The 16,902-nt window shown below is 75.3% G+C and carries 14 protein-coding genes; 7 read left to right on the forward strand and 7 right to left on the reverse strand.

Annotated elements, in window-relative coordinates; translation table 11 throughout:
* A partial coding sequence (locus BM064_RS23715) for a transposase (protein WP_092865287.1) occupies positions 1-233 on the reverse strand: 233 nt, incomplete at its 3' end.
* 216 nt (positions 234-449) lie between these two features.
* Between BM064_RS23715 and BM064_RS23720 the strand changes: the two genes are divergently transcribed.
* On the forward strand, positions 450-1,640 hold the full coding sequence (locus BM064_RS23720) for a phosphoglycerate kinase (RefSeq protein WP_092865045.1): 1,191 nt from the start codon (positions 450-452) through the stop codon (positions 1,638-1,640).
* Between the two features lie 170 nt (positions 1,641-1,810).
* On the forward strand, positions 1,811-3,382 hold the full coding sequence (locus tag BM064_RS23725; RefSeq protein ID WP_092865048.1) for a sel1 repeat family protein: 1,572 nt from the start codon (positions 1,811-1,813) through the stop codon (positions 3,380-3,382).
* A gap of 4 nt (positions 3,383-3,386) precedes the next feature.
* Here the strand turns inward: BM064_RS23725 and BM064_RS23730 are convergent, their stop codons facing one another.
* Complete coding sequence (locus BM064_RS23730) at positions 3,387-3,899, reverse strand: TspO/MBR family protein (RefSeq protein WP_092865051.1); 513 nt, start codon at positions 3,897-3,899, stop codon at positions 3,387-3,389.
* Positions 3,900-4,282: 383 nt separating this feature from the next.
* On the opposite strand from BM064_RS23730, the gene BM064_RS23735 reads away from it, so the two are divergent.
* The gene (locus BM064_RS23735) at positions 4,283-5,212 is read left to right on the forward strand and encodes a class I fructose-bisphosphate aldolase (protein WP_092865054.1); all 930 of its coding nucleotides are present in this window, start codon (positions 4,283-4,285) and stop codon (positions 5,210-5,212) included.
* A gap of 88 nt (positions 5,213-5,300) precedes the next feature.
* Here BM064_RS23735 and BM064_RS23740 read toward each other — a convergent pair whose 3' ends face one another.
* A complete protein-coding gene (locus tag BM064_RS23740) occupies positions 5,301-5,735 on the reverse strand; it encodes a lasso peptide biosynthesis B2 protein (RefSeq protein ID WP_177236388.1) in 435 nt (144 codons plus the stop codon).
* 411 nt (positions 5,736-6,146) lie between these two features.
* Positions 6,147-7,511 (reverse strand): class I SAM-dependent methyltransferase, encoded by a 1,365-nt coding sequence (locus BM064_RS23745; protein ID WP_092865060.1) that lies wholly within the window; start codon positions 7,509-7,511, stop codon positions 6,147-6,149.
* A gap of 276 nt (positions 7,512-7,787) precedes the next feature.
* Between BM064_RS23745 and BM064_RS23750 the strand changes: the two genes are divergently transcribed.
* The 3 genes from BM064_RS23750 to BM064_RS23760 are packed head-to-tail and all read left to right on the forward strand — an operon-like array spanning position 7,788 to position 11,142.
* Positions 7,788-8,804 carry a hypothetical protein gene (locus BM064_RS23750; RefSeq protein WP_092865063.1) on the forward strand — a complete coding sequence of 339 codons (1,017 nt, stop codon included), beginning with the start codon at positions 7,788-7,790 and terminating at the stop codon, positions 8,802-8,804.
* 33 nt (positions 8,805-8,837) lie between these two features.
* Positions 8,838-9,119, forward strand: coding sequence for a PqqD family protein (locus BM064_RS23755; RefSeq protein ID WP_092865067.1), 282 nt, complete (start codon positions 8,838-8,840; stop codon positions 9,117-9,119).
* 7 nt (positions 9,120-9,126) lie between these two features.
* Complete coding sequence (locus BM064_RS23760; protein ID WP_092865070.1) at positions 9,127-11,142, forward strand: asparagine synthase-related protein; 2,016 nt, start codon at positions 9,127-9,129, stop codon at positions 11,140-11,142.
* Positions 11,143-11,517: 375 nt separating this feature from the next.
* Here the strand turns inward: BM064_RS23760 and recR are convergent, their stop codons facing one another.
* Positions 11,518-12,111 carry a recombination mediator RecR gene (gene recR / locus BM064_RS23765; RefSeq protein WP_092865073.1) on the reverse strand — a complete coding sequence of 198 codons (594 nt, stop codon included), beginning with the start codon at positions 12,109-12,111 and terminating at the stop codon, positions 11,518-11,520.
* Entirely contained in the window at positions 12,108-13,910 is a 1,803-nt protein-coding gene (locus BM064_RS23770) for an ABC transporter ATP-binding protein (protein ID WP_092865076.1), read from the reverse strand. Before BM064_RS23770 ends, recR begins: the two co-directional genes overlap by 4 nt.
* A 213-nt stretch (positions 13,911-14,123) precedes the next feature.
* On the opposite strand from BM064_RS23770, the gene BM064_RS23775 reads away from it, so the two are divergent.
* Positions 14,124-15,950, forward strand: a complete 1,827-nt coding sequence (locus BM064_RS23775; protein ID WP_218161119.1) for an alpha-amylase family glycosyl hydrolase — start codon at positions 14,124-14,126, stop codon at positions 15,948-15,950.
* Positions 15,951-16,381: 431 nt separating this feature from the next.
* Here BM064_RS23775 and BM064_RS23780 read toward each other — a convergent pair whose 3' ends face one another.
* On the reverse strand, positions 16,382-16,762 hold the full coding sequence (locus tag BM064_RS23780) for an NADH:ubiquinone oxidoreductase subunit NDUFA12 (protein WP_092865079.1): 381 nt from the start codon (positions 16,760-16,762) through the stop codon (positions 16,382-16,384).
* Between the last annotated feature and the right edge of the window lie 140 nt (positions 16,763-16,902).

Below are 16,902 nucleotides of genomic sequence, written 5' to 3' on the forward strand. Positions count from 1 at the left end.
CGACCGACCAGGCGTTCCAGCGCGGCGATCCGCGCCTCGTAGCCGGAGAGCAGCTCGGCGGCCACCTCCTCGTCGTCGAAGGCGCCCGTCTCCGCCTTCTCGACCCAGACGCGGACCAGGTTCCGCGAGAGATCGTGGCGGCGCGACAGGGCGTGCAGGGTCTCGCCGGCATGATACTCGGCGACGACTTGGCGCTTGAATTCGGTGCTGTGGCTGCGATGGCGTCTTGGCATGGACCTTCCTCATCGGAAAGCCCGCCCCCGGTCAATTCAGACCCGGCCGACCTGCCCACTCCGAGGGGCGCACTCCACCCTGCATCAGCCTTAACCCGGGGGCCGTGTCGCCGTCCCGCACCTGCGCGCGACCCCGGCGCCCTTGCGCCCCCCGCGTCGCTTGCGGTCTATATCCGCCCGAGAAACGCCCCCTCCCGATCGCGAGAGCCGAATTCCATGAGCCGCAAGACCCTCGACGACCTCGACCTCTCCGGCAAACGCGTGCTGGTGCGCGTGGACGTCAACGTGCCGGTGTCGAACGGGAAGGTCACCGACGACACCCGCATCCGCGCCATCCTGCCGACCGTGAAGGATATCCTCGCCGCCGGCGGCAAGCCGATCCTGTTGGCCCATTTCGGCCGGCCCAAGGGCCAGGTCGTGCCGGAGATGAGCCTCGCCGTCGTGCGCCCCGCGCTCGAGGCCGCCATCGGCGCGCCGGTCGCCTTCGCCTCCGACTGCGTGGGCGAGACCGCCGCGGCCGCCGTGGCCGCCCTGGGCGCGGGCGAGACCCTGCTGCTCGAGAACACCCGCTTCCACGCGGGCGAGGAGAAGAACGACCCCGCGCTCGCCGCGCAGATGGCGAAGCTCGGCGACATTTACGTCAACGACGCCTTCTCCGCCGCCCACCGCGCGCATGCCTCGACCGAGGGGCTCGCGCGCCTGCTGCCTTCCGCCGCCGGCCGGCTGATGGAATCGGAGCTCTCCGCGCTCGAGAAGGCGCTGGCCCATCCCGAGCGGCCGGTCACCGCGGTCGTCGGCGGGGCCAAGGTCTCGACCAAGCTCGACCTGCTGTCGAACCTGATGGAGAAGGTCGACGCCATCGTCATCGGCGGCGGCATGGCCAACACCTTCCTCGCCGCCCAGGGGATCGGCGTGGGCAAGAGCCTGTGCGAGCACGACCTGCTCGACACCGCCCGCGAGGTGATGGCCAAGGCCGAGGTCCGCGGCTGCAAGCTTCTGCTGCCCGCCGACGTGGTGGTGGCGCGCGAGTTCAAGGCGGGCGCCGCCAACGAGACCGTGCCGGCGACCGCGTGCCCCGAGGACGCGATGATCCTCGACGCGGGCCCCGAGGCGGTCGCCGCGGTGGCCGCGCAATTCGAGGCCTCGAAGACCCTGGTCTGGAACGGCCCGCTGGGCGCCTTCGAGATCGAGCCCTTCAACGCCGCCACCGACGCCGCCGCCACCCGCGCGGCGGAGCTGACGGCCGCGGGCAAGCTGCTCTCGGTCGCCGGCGGCGGCGACACGGTGGCGGCGCTGAACGCCTCCGGCGCCGCGGCGAAATTCTCCTACGTCTCCACCGCCGGCGGCGCCTTCCTCGAGTGGCTCGAGGGCAAGACCCTGCCGGGCGTCGCGGCGCTGGAGAGCTGATCCCCCCGGCCGGCGGGCGCCGCTGCGTCCGCCGGCCGCCTCCCACCGGGGGCCGGCGCCATCGGGGCGCCCTTTCGCCGTCCCAATCCTCTGCCCATGCTCGTCGTCGACCGCCGCCGCGCCCCCGCGGCGCCCCCGTCGACGGCCGCGCGCCGCGCATGAGGAGAAGAATGCAGCGACCCTCCCCCCGCATCGCGGCCGTCGCGGCCGTCGCCTGTCTGGGCGCCGGCGTGGCCGTCGCGCCCCGCCCGGCCGCCGGGCAGGGTCTGCTCGACGCGCTCGGCCTCGGCCGGATCTCCGAGCCCACCCTGCGCCTGGCCATCGAGGTGGCGCTCTCCTCCCTGCGCTCGACCATGGACGTCACCTACGACGGCTTCGCCATCGGTCCCGGCGGGGAGGAGGTGATGATCTCCGGCCTGCACCTCTCGCCGCCGGTCGAGCAGGGCTGGTGCGAGATCCACATCGGCCGGGTCGAGGTCTTCCCCGGCGCCGTCTTCGGCCCCGGCGAGACGGTGCTGGGCCTGCACGAGGGGACCGCCTCGCTCGACTGCCTGCCGCCCTGGCTCGCCGCGGAGGCGGAGCGGGCGGGCTACGAGCGGCTCGAGATCGACGGGCTCGACCTGCGGCTGACCTACGATCCCAGCTCCTCGGCGCTGACCGTCGACCTCGCCGCCGCGGCCGCCGAGGCGCTGGACCTGCAGGTGGAGCTGGACCTGGGCTATTTCTGGCCGGTGAACCCGGGCTTCAGCCGCTCCTCCCCGCTGCCCTCGGCGCGCTTCGACCGGCTGGCGATCCGGGTGGACGAGCAGGGCCTGATCTCCCGCGCCGTGCGGCTCGCGGGCTACGAGTCGGACCCCGACGCGCTGGCCGAGGTGTTCCGCGAGGGGCTGCACGCGATCCTCGCCCCCGGCGAGACGGCGGAGCTGTCGGAGGAGGCCGAGGAGATCGCCGGCCGCCTCGCCGCCGCCGCCGCCCGCGTCGCCGCCGAGGGCGGGGCGATGGAGGTCGAGATCGTGCCCCGGGACGAGCTGTGGCTGGAGACCGGCCTCTTCGACGACCCGGCCGGGCTGCTCGCCTCGGTGCAGGTGCGCCTGCCCGCGGGCGACGACCCGCCGCCCGAGGACGCCGCCAGCCCCGCCGAGGTCCGCCGGGCGACCGAGGACCCCGGGTCCCTGCCGCCCGAGCGTCTGCGCGCCCTGGCCGAGGCGCTGGCCGAGGGTCGCGGCGCCCCCGAGGCCCCGACGCTGGCCCGCCGCCTGCTGCGCCCGCTGGTCGACGCGGGCGACCTCGACGCCACGGTGATGCTGGCCGGGATGATCTCGAAGACCGAGCCGTCGGAGGCCTACCGGATGCTGCTGGCGGTCGCCGCCTCCGGGCGCGCCGACGCGGCGGCGCGGATGGACGAGATCGAGATCGAGCTGGGCCTCGCCGAGGTGATCGCCGCCCAGGACGACGCCGGCGCCGACGTGGGCGACGCGGACCCGCTGCTCGAGCCCGGCGCGCCCCGCGTGATCGTGGCCGCGCAGGCCGCGCGCCTGGAAGCGGGGCGCGAGGTGGCGCGCAACTACGAGCGCGCCTACCTCGGCTACACGCTGGCCGCGGCGCTGGGCGACCGCGGCTCGGCGATGCGGCGCGACCTGCTGGACCGGCGGATGATGGCCCGCGGAGCGGATTTCTGGAACGTGCGGCGCGAGCTGCTGCGCGGCCGGGCCTTCGACGCCTGGCTGGCGCGGGCCGAGTAGCGCCTCAGCCGCCGGGGGCGCGGAACGCCTCCGGCGGGTTCAGGCGCAGGATCGCGGCGTTCAGCGCGCCGGCGTAGGAGGCCCAGACGAGGTAGGGCGCGAACAGCGCCGCCGCGACCGGGTCCGCGCCGGCGAAGGCGATCAGCGTGCCCAGCACCGCGAGCCACAGGGCGCCGATGCAGATCAGCCCCGCGCGCCCGTTGCGGGCGCCGAAGAAGATCGGCGACCACATCGCGTTGAGCACGAGCTGGGTCCCCCACAGGCACAGGCCCGCGACGGCATGCAGCTCGCTCCCCGCGGGGAGCGCGCCGCTCGCGAGACCGGTCGCCACCCGGAAGGCCGCGATCACCATCATCGCGTAGAGCAGCGTCCAGGCGATGGGGAACAGCACGTTGGGCGGGGTCCAGGAGGGCTTCGCCAGGCTGCGGTACCACTCGCCCGGCTGGAACAGGACCCCCGTCGTCGCCGCCCCGGCCGCGGCAGCGGCCAGCGCCAGCGCGATCAATGCCTCGAACATCTCATCCCCCAAGCCCGGCCGGGTGCGCAGGGCGCGCGTCCGGCGCGCCGTGCGCACAAGCTAGCGCCCCGCGGCGCGCTGTCGACCGCGCGCTTTCGGCGCCCCCCGGAGGGCGGGCCGGGCGCCGGGCTACGCGTTGCGGAACGGAACCGTCCGGCGGGGGTGAGCGGGCGTTCAGGCTTCCGGCGCGATTTGGCCGAATCCGGCGCTCAGACGGCGTTATGGCCTCGTCGCGGCGCGGAATCCTGCTGACCGACGGCTGAATCCGCCCATCGCCCGCGGCATCTCGCGCCCGCGTCCCCCCGCCGCTTGACCCTGCGGGGCCGGCGGGCTACCCGACTGAGCGACCTGTTCGAACCGGCGTTAACGGCCCAGGAGCTCCCATGAAAGCGACGCGCACCGTCAAGCAGATCCTCTCGAAATACGAGAGCGACAACCCCGGCGTGAAGGCGAACCTCTGCCGGATGCTGATGACCGGCAAGCTCGCCGGCACGGGCAAGATGATCATCCTGCCGGTGGACCAGGGCTTCGAGCACGGGCCCGCGCGCTCCTTCGCGCCGAACCCCGCGGGCTACGACCCGCACTACCACTACCAGATGGCGATCGACGCCGGCCTCAACGCCTACGCCGCGCCGCTGGGCATGATCGAGGCGGGCGCCGACACCTTCGCCGGCCAGATCCCGACCATCCTGAAGTGCAACTCGGCCAACTCGCTGATGTCGGGCTCGGCGGGCAAGGACCAGGCGGTCACTGCCAACGTTTCCGACGCGCTGCGGCTGGGCTGCTCGGCCATCGGCTTCACCATCTACCCCGGTTCCGACTGCGCCCTCGACATGTTCGAGGAGATCGTCGAGATGCGCAACGAGGCGGCCGAGGTCGGCATCGCGACCGTGATCTGGTCCTACCCGCGCGGCGAGGGCATCTCCAAGGAAGGCGAGACGGCGATCGACGTGGCCGCCTACGCCGCCCAGATCGCGGCGCTGATCGGCGCCCATATCATCAAGATCAAGCTGTCGACCGACCACCTGATGCTGCCCGAGGCCAAGAAGGTCTACGAGGAGCAGGGCATCGACGTCTCGACCCAGGCCGCGCGCGTGAAGCACTGCGTCGAGAGCGCCTTCGGCGGCCGCCGCATCATGGTCTTCTCGGGTGGCGCCAAGAAGGGCGAGGACTCGGTCTACGACGACGCCCGCGCGATCCGCGACGGCGGCGGCAACGGCTCGATCATCGGCCGCAACACCTTCCAGCGCCCGCGCGAGGACGCGCTGGCGATGCTCCAGAAGCTGGTCGACATCTACAAGGGCAAGGCCTGAGGCCGGCCCCGCGTCCGCCGCGACGGCGGGACGGCGGGACGCAGGCGAAACGGGGAGGGCCCGGCCGCAAGGCCGGGCCCTTCGCCGTTCAGGCCGGCCGATCGCCCGCCGAGGCGCCGCTCGAATCGGTTTCCGCTGCGCCTGCGAAGTCGGCGAAATCCTGCACCGCGAGCCCGCCGGTGACGACCCGCCCCCCGACCTCGATCCAGGCGTGGGCGCCCAGACCCGCGGGGCCGCGCCGCATCCCCAGCCGGAACGCGAAGGGCACGCCGCGCCGGTCGAGCCACATCCGCGCCGCCAGCGACTGCACCATGCAGTCGGCCCGGCCGGGCAGCCGCCGGCCGATCCGGGCCAGCGCCACGCGCATCCGCTCGCCGTCCCCGGGCCCGAACCCGGCGGCCGCCGCGTCCGCGGCGCGGGCGCGCGCCGGGGCGCGCAGCCGCCGCAGCAGCTCCGAGGCGGGCAGGGCGCGATACAGGCGCTGCGCGCGCAGCATCCACCAAAGCGCTGGAATCAGGGCCAAAACGTCTCCGGCGGAACGGCGCGTGGGGGAAGGGCTCATGCGTCTGCGGTCCGGGAGCGGGTGGGGACGCGCACGAAGGGCGCCCCCGGAATCAAGAAAGCGCACCCTGAGGCGCGCTTTCGGACTTTCGGAGCTCGGTCCGGGAGCGTCATGCGTCCCGAAGGCTCCCTGCCTCAGCAGTCCCCGATCAGGGGATGCTGCAGTCGATGATGGCGCCGCTGCCGCCGCACACATCGCTCGGCGGGCCGCCAGTGCCCTTGGTCATTTCCCGAACCGAGAGTTTCGAAACTTTCGGCTCCAGCCAAACTTTTTTGTTCATAGGCTCACCTCGTGAGTCTGCATCACACCCACACGCAGCATACGCACCATGGACTCGATCGCAACGCATTTTTTGCATTGCGGCGGGAACGTTCACCCTGAAGTCAGGCCCAGCGCGCGGGCTGCCGCGGCGGCCGTCGGGACCGGCGTCGCCACCGCGCCGCCGAGCAGCGCGGAGACGCTCCAGCGGCCGTGGCCGCGCGCCGCCAGGACCTCGGTCAGGCGGGCGCTGGCCGCGTGGGCCGCGACGGGGACGGCGGCGGGCGCTGCGAAGGCCGCGGGCGCGGCCAGACCCGCCCCGATCAGCGCCCCTGCAAGGGGAATCGTCGCCTCCAGCGGGCGCCCGGCGTCGGCGGCGAGCTCGGTCAGCGAGGCGGTCTCCTGCCGCTCCAGCCGCGCCAGCATCGGGCCGTAGACCGCCCGCGACAGGGCGGCGGCGCCGAGCAGACCTTCGGTGCGCAATTCGCCCGTCTCGGCGAGCCCCGGCGCCCCCAGCCCGCGCAGCCGAACCGCCCCCGGATCGGGGGCCGGACCGCCGGGCCGGATGAACAGATCGAGCCGCGAGACGCGCCACATCATCAGGTCCGCGAGCTCCGCCGCCGACCAGGGATCGGGGCAGGCGTCGACCTCGGCGGCCTGGGCCGCGGACATGTCGAGATCGCGCGCCAGACGCTCCGGCCGGCCGGGGACCAGGGTCTCGAACCCCGCCGCGCGCAGCTCCCGGCCGAAGTCGCGCATCCCGCGCAGCTCGGCGGCCGGGGCGATCCACGCCCGCTCGAACATCGCCGGGGTGCAGGCCGACATGGCCGCGAGCGTCGCGGCCCATCGCGGCGTCTCGCGCACCAGCCGGTAGGAGGCCCCGAAGCCCCGGCGCAGCGCCTCGACCGTCCAGTCGCGCCGCGCCGCGCCCGAGAGGCCCGCGGGCGCCGCCGCCCAGCGGTTGGCGACGAGCTGGCGCAGCGCGGTCTCCGGCCGGGCGCCGGGCTGCACCGAGAAGGCGCACAGGAACCCGCCCCCCGGCGCCACCCGCGCGCCCAGGAAGGCGAGCGCCGCGGCGCGCGCCGTCTCGTCCAGCAGGTCCCAGCCCCAGGGGGCGAGCGCGAGGTCGAATTCGGGCAGGTCCATCGCGGCGAGGCCGCCGGGCCCCGCCTCGATCACCCGCGCGTCCAGCCCGGCCGCGTCGAGCAGGGCGCGGGCCTCGGCGACGAGCTCCGGATCGCTCTCCGCGCCCCAGACCTCCAGCTCCGAGCCGGCGCCGGCCGCGGCGATCGCGGCGAGCCCGACGCCGATCCCCGCCTCCAGCAGCAGCACCCGGCGCGGGGGGCGCAGGCCGGCCCCCGCCATCGCCGCCGCGGTCGCCGCGCCCAGCGGCGTGGCGGCGGGCGTCAGCCCGCCGAAGGCCGGCCAGGCGGCGCGCGGATCCCCCTCCGGCGCCGCGTCATTCCGCGCAGGATTCACGTCGTTTCCCCCGTGAGTTGCACACCCGCGTCATGTATGACAGAGCGACACGGCGAGACAAGGCGACCGGCCGGCCTCGGGATGGGACCCGGGGAGGCGGCCTTCGCCCGGATGCTCCGCGCGGGTGTGCGCGCGGCTCTCGCGGTCGGAACCGGGGCGACCCGGAGAAGGCCTGTTCCGCGCGATCCGGCGCGGGGCGGGCGGCATGGGGAAGCGATCGGTGGATTGCGCGCGACATCATGGCGCCCGGCGGCGCGCCGGACGGAGGGCGGCCGCATGAGCGAAGCCCGTTCCCTCGTCGCGCCCGACTCCGTCTCCGCGCCCGACGCCCTCGCCGCGTCCGACGCCTCGGCGCCCGCCCGGCACCGCTTCCGCGCCTACGGGCTCGTCTACGTCGGCGACCTCCCCGCCCCCTGGGCCGAGCCCGCGCCCCCCGGCGCGCCCGCCGACGTCTGCGTCGACCTCGGCCCCGTTCGGGGCCCCGCCCATCCCGAGCGCCTCGACGGCTCCTGGATCGTCGAAAGCCCGTCCGAGGCCTATTGCGACTGGGAGGGCCTGCGTCTGCGGGTCTCCGAGGGCCGGCGCATCGGAGTCGAGATCGGCCCCGGCGCCACGCGCGAGATGGCGGTCGTCCAGATCGGCTACGCCGCCTCGACCGTGCTGCTCCATCAGCGGGGCGCGATGCCCCTTCATGCCGCCGGCGCCGCGGGCCCGGCGGGGGGCGCGCTGCTGCTGGGCGATTCCGGCGCCGGGAAGTCCACCTTCGCCACGATGATGGCCCGCGGGGACTGGGCGCTGGCCGGGGACGACACCATCGCCCTCGACGTCGCCCCGGGCCGCCCGGTCGGCCTGCACCGGGCGATGCGCACCGCGCGGCTCTTCTCCGACTCCGCCCAGGCCGTGGCGGAGGCCGCGGGCGACCCGATCCTCGCGGCCGGGCAGGGCATGGGCAAGGACGTGCGCGCGCTCGTCGATCCCGCCCGCGGGCCGGCCTGGCCCGCCCCCCTGCGCGCCGTCTTCAAGCTGGAGTGGCTGCACCCCGCCGACGCGCCGCTGGAGCTCGAGCGGCTGGCGACGCTGCCCGCCCTGCACGCCCTGCGCGGGGCCATCGGGCGGCCCGAGATCCCGCGGCAGATGGGCCTCGACGGGGCCTATTTCCGCCTGCTCGCCCGGGTCGCCGCCGAGGTCCCCGTCTACGTCCTGCGCCGTCCGCGCGACTTCGCCGCCGCCGAGCCCGCCCTCGCCCTCGCCCGCCGAACGGTCGAGCGTCTGGCCGCGGGCGAGACCCCCTGACCCGATCCGCCGCGTATCCGAAGGAGCCCTCCCGTGAAGTCCACCGACTTGCTCAGCCGCCGCGAGGGCGTGCTCGAGGCCCGCGTCAGCGACGACGAACTGGTGCTGCTCGGCCCGGAGTCGGAGGAGTATTTCGGCCTCGACGCCATCGCCTCGGACGTGTGGGAGCGGCTGGAGAGCCCGATGACCCTGGGCGCGCTGATCGACGCGCTCGCCGCCGACTACGACGCCCCGGCCGAGCGGATCGAGGCGGACCTGACCCCCGCCATCGCGGCGCTGGTCGAGGGCGGCCTGCTCTCCCGCGCCGCCGCCTGAGCCGTCGGTGAGCTCCGAGGCCCCCGCCGCGTCCGCCGCCGCCGCGCCTCCCGGGCCCTGCGGCACGATGCCCGCGGCGCGTTTCTTCGGCGTCTTCGACCCGCGCGGCCGGGCCGACCGGCTGGACGCGCTGCACCGGGCGATGGCCTCGGCCTTCGCCGACCCGGGCTGGACGGGCGCCGATCTCGACGGCGCCGGCGCCGGCGGCGATCCCGCGGCGCGGGTGCTGCGCCTCTCGGTGCGGCTGCCGGCGGGGCTGCCGGGGGCGACGGGCGACCCCTCCGCCTGGCTGCGCCGCGGTCCGGGCGGGCGGATCTGGACCGGGCTCGCCCGGATCTGGACGCCCCCCCGCCCCGCCTCGGTCGAGGAGACCCGCCCCCTGCCGGCGCCGCTGCGCGACCTCGACCGGGTGGCCTCGGCCGAGGCCGCCGGCCGCTTCGACGAGCTCCACTCCGCCGCGCAGGCGGTCGAAGGGGACTACGCGCTCGCGATCTGCGACCCGCAGGTTCCCCGCCTGACGCTGCTGCGCGACGCGATCGGGGCCGAGCCGCTGGTCTACGCCCGCCTCGCCGACGGCGCGGTCGCCTTCGCCAACTGGACCCACGCGCTGCTGGCGATCCCCGAGGTCGGGCGCGAGCCGGACGCGCAGGCGTTGACCGACATCTTCGCCTGCAACCGCCCCGCGCATGGCCGCACCGCCTGGCGGGGCGTGGACGAGGCGCCGGCCGCCCATGTCCTGCGCGTCGACGACCGGGGCCTGCGCCTCGCGCCCCACTGGACCCCCGGCCCGGATCCGGCGCTCCGGGGCCTCGGCGACGACGACGTGGTCGAGCTGATGCTGGAGCGCGCGCGCCTCGCCGTCGACAGCCGCTGGCGGGGGCTCGGCCGGTCGCCGGCGCTGCTGTTCTCGGGCGGGCTCGACAGTTCGCTGATCGCGGCGCTGGTCTGCACCGGCGCCGGCGCGGACGAGGTCGCGCCTGCCTGGTCGAGCCGCGCCTCCAGCGGCGCCGAGCCCGCCGAGCGCGCCTCGCGCCTCGCCCTCGCCGCCCGATATCCCGGCCTCGCGCTGCACGAGACCTTCTCCGACGACGCCGATCCGCTGGACGGGGCCGAGCAGGCCTGGCGGCGGATGGCCGAGCCCTGCGCCGACGCGGGCGCGGGGACCCGCTTCGCCCTGCACGGGGCGGCGCTGGCGGCGGGGGCGGACGCGATGCTGGGCGGCTTCGGGGGCGACTACGTGATCTCGCACGTGCTGCCCAACTATCTCCACGACCGGCTGCGGGCGGGCGCCTGGTCGGAGGCGGCGGCCGAGATGCGGCGGATGCGGGCCCTGGGCTCGCGCCGCCGCCAGGTGCTGCGCCGGGCGCTGTGGGCCTCGTCGCCGCTGGCGTCGCGCTGGCGGATGCGTCGGGGCGACGGGCTGGGGGAGAGCCAGTTCGGCCCCGCGCCCGACCTCGCCACGCGCCGGCGCTGGCACGCGCAGGGCCACCGCCCGTGGGAGGTGGGGGCGGGCTCGATCGCCGAGGAGTTCCGCGTGCGCATGCGGGGCCGCCACACCTGGATGCTGTGCGACCTGCATTTCTGGGACGGCCCGGCCACGGGCGTCGCGGCGCCCCCGCGGGCGGTGCAGGCCTACGGCAGCCCGCTCTTCGACACGCGGGTGCTGTCGGCGGCGATGGCCGCGCCGCCGCGGCTGCAGCGGCGCGGCGGCCAGGTCCGCGGCCTGATCCGCGCGATGCTCGAGCGGGTGGCCCCGCCCGAGGTCGCGCGGCGTCCCGACAAGTCCCCCTTCCAGCCCGACGCCGCGATCATGGCCGCCGCCCGCCGCCCGATCCTCGCAGCGGGCTTCGCCGAGGCCGCGCGCCACCCGCTCTGGCCGGCGCTGGTGGACGTCGCGCGCCTCGAGGCCGACCTCGCCGCCCTCGACCGCGGCGCCCCGGCCGAGCGCAACGCCCGCGCCGGCGGCGTGCTGCGCGCCTGGTTCCTCGCCGAGTTCCTCCGCCGCGCCGCCGAGGCGCCCTGACCCCCGGCCCCGTCCAGCCCCCTCCGCCCGCCCCACGCGCCCATGGCGCGCCGCCGGCAACGCCCGCGAAGCGCCTGTTCTCCGGAGCCGTCTCTCGCGGATGCCGGAAAGAGCGAATCGGCCGCCGGGGTCAAGGATCGCGCAGCGACCGGCGAAGCCGGCTCGTCCTTGACCCCGGGGGCCGATTCGCTCAGGCATCCATCAGCGAGAGACGGCTGCGGAGAACAGGCGCGGCCTTGTTCTTGGGTGAGTCAGGAGCCCGCCGGAGGCTTGCGCCCTCCCCCATCCCTCGCACCGCCCCCAGCAGGCGCACCCCCGCCAAGCCCGCCCGCAGGGCGCCTGCAGACCGCCTGCCGGCCCCGCTCCAGGCCTGCGCTAGAGGCTGCGCCTCGCCCGCAGCGCCGCCCCGATGGTCCCATCGTCGAGGAAGTCGAGCTCCCCTCCCACCGGCACCCCCTGCGCCAGCGAGGTCGCCTGGACCCCCTCGGGCAGGATGTCGGCGACGTAGTGGGCGGTGGTCTGGCCGTCGATGGTGGCGGGCAGGGCGAGGATCACCTCCGACACCCCCTCGCGCACCCGCTCGGCGAGGCGCGGCAGGCCCAGTTCCTCGGGCCCGGTCCCGTCGAGCGCGTTCAGCAGCCCCCCCAGCACATGGTAGCGCCCGCGATAGGCCGAGGAGCGCTCCATCGCCCACAGGTCCGCCACGTCCTGCACCACGCAGATCTGGGCCGCGTCCCGCCGGGGATCGGCGCAGATCGCGCAGCGCTCGGCCGTCGAGAGATTGCCGCACTCGAGGCACGGCCGCACCGAGCGCGCGACCTCCGCCATCGCCTCCGCCAGCGGCGCCAGCAAGAGGTCGCGCTTGCGCACGAGATGCAGCGCCGCGCGGCGGGCCGAACGGGGGCCGAGGCCGGGCAGGCGCGCCAGCAGCTCGATCAGCTTCTCGATGGGCTCCTGTCCGCGGGTCATGCCCCCTCCCGGAACTGCAGGCGGTGGAGGTCGGCGTAGAGGCCGCCGCGCTCCAGCAGCTCGTCGTGGCGCCCGGTCTCCACGATGCGCCCTCCGTCCATCGCCGCGATCAGGTCGGCGTCCCGGATGGTCGACAGCCGGTGCGCGATCACCACCACCGTGCGCCCTTCCGCCAGCCTGTCCAGCGCCGCGCGCACCTTGGCCTCGGATTCCGCGTCCAGCGCCGAGGTCGGCTCGTCCAGCAGCAGGATCGGCGCGTCCTTCAGCATCGCCCGCGCGATGGTCAGCCGTTGCCGCTCCCCGCCCGAGAACCTCAGCCCCCGCTCCCCGCAGGGCGTGTCGATCCCCTCGGGCAGGGCCGAGACGAAATCCCAGGCGTTGGCGTCGCGCAGGGCCTGCTCGATCTCCTCCCGGCTCGCCTCCGGCCGGCCGAAGCCCACGTTGCGCGCGATGGTGTCGTCGAAGATCACCGCGTCCTGGCCCACGACCGCCACCTGTCCGCGCAGGCTCTCGAGCGTCGCGTCGCGCACGTCGTGGCCGTCGACGGCGACCCGGCCCCCGGAGACGTCGTAGAGCCGCGGGATCAGGTTCATCAGCGTGGTCTTGCCCGCGCCGGATCTGCCCACCAGCGCTACCTTCGCCCCCGCCGGGATGGTCAGCGACACGCCCGCGAGCGCCGGCACGCCTTCGCCGTAGTGGAAGGAGACGTCCTCGAAGCGCAGCTCGCCCTGCAGCCTGGGCAGCGCCGTCGCCCCGGGGCGGTCGGAGATCGCGGGCGTCGCGTCGATCACGTCGAAGATCCGCTCGCCCGCCGCCGCGCCTTGCTGGATCTCGGCATAGAGCGTGCCGAAGCCGCGCAGGCTCTGCCCCGCGATCAGGAAGGAGGAGACGAAGGCCATGAATTCGCCGATGGAGTTCTCGCCCGAGGCGATGCGGGTCCCGATCACCCAGAAGATCACCGCGAGGCCGAGGCCCGCCAGCCCCTCGAGGAACGGGTCGATGCGCGCGCGCTGGTCGGCGGCGCGCACCCGCAGGCGGCGCAGGCTGTCGAAGGTCTCGCCGGCCTTGTCGGCCAGGTAGCCCTCCAGCCGATAGGTTTTCGAAAGGCGGATGCCGCCCAGCCCCTCGGCGACCCGGCCGGCCATGACGGCGGCCTCCTCGTTCGACCGGCGCGCGATCCGGCGCAGGCGGCGGCCGATGTTGCCGATGGGAATGGCGGCGGCGGGCAGGGCCGCGAGCGCGTAGAGCGTCAGCTCCCAGTCGATCCAGAGCAGCGCGCCCAGCAGGCCGATCACCGTCAACCCGTCGCGGATCAGCGCGGTGATCAGCTTCTCGCAGGCGGTGTGCAGGACCAGGATGTCGGTGGTGAAGCGCGACGCCGTCGCCGCCGGCGCCTCCCGATCCAGCCGGGCGAGGTCCGCGCGCACCAGCGCGCCGTACATCGCGACCTGCAGGTTGCGGTCGACCTCGGACAGGATCTTGTTGGTCTGCAGGCGCTGGGCGTAGAGCGCCGCCGACTTCGCCGTGACCGCCGCGATCACCAGCCAGGGCGCGAGCGAAATCATCTGCACGTCGCGCGTCTCGAACGCGTCCAGCGCGTTCTTGATGATCAGCGGATAGGCCGAGGTGGTTCCCGCCACCAGCCCGATCAGCATCAGGTTCACCGCCAGCCGCTTCCAGTGCGGCGACAGCCAGTCGCGCCACATGCGCATCATCACGTCGCGCGAGCGGCCCTCGGGCGCGCGGGGCGGCGCGGCCGATGCGGGAGCGGCCGGGGCGGGGGCGGCGGCCTTGGCCATGCAGGATCTCCGTCGTCTCGGGCCCCCATGTCTAGGGGTTCGCGCGCCGAGGTCCAGAGGGCAGGGCGCCCCGCCGCGTCCCCGCGCGCTCCCCTCGGCGTGCGCAGGCGCGGCCCCGCCGCCGCTGGCCGGGGCCGCGGAGCGGTCCATATCACGTCCGAGCGATCGTGCGCGGCGACCTCCCCGCCGCGGCGTCTCCAGGAGATATCGGCCATGAGCGAGGCCCCTTCCCACGCCCCCGACCGGGGCGCGGACGCGCCCGAGTCCCTTCCCCCCGCGATGGGCGCCGTCGCCCATGAGGGCGGCGTCGCCTTCCGCGTCTGGGCGCCGCACGCCGAGGCGGTGCACGTGACCGGCGACTTCAACGACTGGTCCGGGGACGCCGACCCGATGCGCCGCGAGGACGACGGCTGCTGGGCCGCCGACCTCCCCCACGCCGCGCCGGGGCAGGAATACCGCTACCTGGTCGCGACCGCCGAGGGGACGCTCTCGCGCATCGACCCCTGGGCGCGGGCGGTCACCAACTCGGTGGGCAACGGCATCGTGACGGCTCCGCCGCCCCGGCCGGACGAGAACTTCCAGCGCCCCGACTGGAACCGGATGGTGATCTACGAGATGCACATCGGCACCTTCCACCGCTCGGACCCCGAGCGGCCGGGGGGCTTCGCCGAGGCCGTCGAGAAGTTCGACCGCCTGCGCCGGCTGGGGGTGAACGCGATCCAGGTGATGCCGATCGCCGAGTTCGCGGGCGACCTGAGCTGGGGCTACAACCCCGCCCACATCTTCGCGGTCGAGACCGCCTACGGCGGGCCGGACGCCTTCCGCGACTTCGTGCGGGCGGCCCACGAGGCCGGCTTCGCGGTGCTGATGGACGTGGTCTACAACCACTTCGGGCCCTCGGACCTCGACCTCTGGCGCTTCGACGGCTGGGGGGAGGGGGAGAAGGGCGGGATCTATTTCTACAACGACCACCGCTCGGACACGCCCTGGGGCGACACGCGCCCCGACTACGGCCGGCCGGAGGTGCGCCGCTTCATCGTCGAGAACGCGCTGCACTGGCTGGCGGACTACGGCGTCGACGGGCTGCGCTTCGACATGACGCTCTACATCCGCACGATCTCGGGGGACGAGCATTCGGAGGGCGACCAGATCCCCGACGGCTGGAGCCTGATGCAGGAGATCACCGCGGCGATGGCCGAGCGCTTCCCCGGCCGCATCGCCATCGCCGAGGACCTGCGCCGCTGCGCGGCGATCACCGGGCCGGTGGCGGAGGGCGGCGCCGGCTTCGGCGCGCAGTGGGACGCGGGCTTCGTGCACCCGATCCGCGAGGCGCTGATCGCGGCCGAGGACGCCGACCGCTCGATGCAGGCGGTGGTGGACGCGGTGACGGACGCGGGCGTGGGCGACCCCTATCAGCGGGTGATCTACACCGAGAGCCACGACGAGGTCGCCAACGGCCGCGCCCGCGTGCCCCACGAGATCGACGGCGAGGGCCCCTCGGGCTGGGCGGCGCAGAAGCGCTCGGCGCTGGGGGCGGCTCTGGTGTTCACCACGGCGGGCATCCCGATGCTGTTCCAGGGGCAGGAGTTCCTGGCGGGCGGCTGGTTCGACGACTCGGCGCCGCTCGACTGGGATCTCGACCGGACCTACCGGGGGATCGCGCGCCTCTACCGCGACCTGATCGCGCTGCGCCTCGACCGGGTCGGTGACGCGGCCGGGCTCTCGGGGCGGGAGACGGAGGTGCTGCTGATGGACGAGGCGCGCAAGCTGGTGGTCTACCGCCGGTTCGAGCACGGCGAGGACCCGGGCGCGATCGTGGCGCTGAACTTCGCTCACCAGCCCGCCGAGGACGTGACCGTGGGCCTGCCCGCCGGCGGGACCTGGCGGCTTCGGCTGAACACGGACTGGGAGGGCTACAGCCCCGACTTCGCCAACTTCCCCTCGACCGACCTCGAGGCCGAGGAGGACGCGCACGACGGCCGCCCCTGCCGCGCCCGCTTCGCCATCGGCGCCTACTCGGCCCTGGTCTTCACCCGCTGAGCCCGGCCGCCCCCGGGCGGCGCCGCGTCGGGCGCGGCGCCGGGGGCGAGGTCGCGCCCGCGGCGCAGGGGCGGGCGGGGGCGCGTCCGGCGACGGGCGCCCGGGGCGCGCCGCGGTCCGTCGCGATGCCGGCTGCGCCGGCGGCGGCGCGGGAGCGCCGCGTCGGGCCGCGCGCCCGGGGCGAGGGTCCGCCCGCGGCGCGGGGCGAGGGGCGCGCCTGTGGGAAGGGCGCCTGGGACGGGTCGGGGGATCGTGCCGGCGCCGGCGGCGCAGGCCTGCGCGGCGGGAGCGCCGCGTCGGGCCGGGCGTGCGGGTCGAGGGTCCGCGCGCGGCGCGGGGCGCGGGGCCGGCGGCTTGTCGGACGGACCGGGGCGCGCACGAAAAAGGCGGCCCGGGGGGCCGCCTCTTCGGGGTCGGTCTCGGGCCGCGCCTTACTCGGGCGACCAGGCCTCGTAGTCGCCGGCGACGCGGGGGCGCGTGGCGGGGGTGAGGACGGAGCCGGGGGGGTGGTAGGCGGCCTCGGTGCCCGTCAGGTTCGGGCGGTGGGGCTTCTCCCAGCTCTGGGTGCGCAGCGGCTTCTCGGTCGGCGGCTCGTCCCAGGTGAAATGGATCCAGCCGTGCCAGTCCGGCGGCACCAGGGAGGCGTCGGCCTCGCCCTTGTAGAGCACCCAGCGACGCTTGCCGTCGGCGGTCCGCCAGTAGGTGTTGCCGAGCTCGTCCTCGCCCACCTTCGTCTGCTTGCTGACGGTCAGGCGCGTGACGATGGGCGCGCCGTTCCACCAGGTGAAGATGCTCTTGAGCGTGTCGATCATCGCCGCCTCGGTCTGCTGCCTTCCCGGGGCTTCTACCACGAAACGCGCGCGCGTCCAGCGGGCCGGGTGACGCGGCAGGCGGGCGATGAGGCGGCGATGAACGGCCCCCGGGCGCCTTGCCGCGGCGCCGCATAGACGCT

The organism is Albimonas pacifica, assembly GCF_900113695.1.
Lineage (GTDB): Bacteria > Pseudomonadota > Alphaproteobacteria > Rhodobacterales > Rhodobacteraceae > Albimonas > Albimonas pacifica.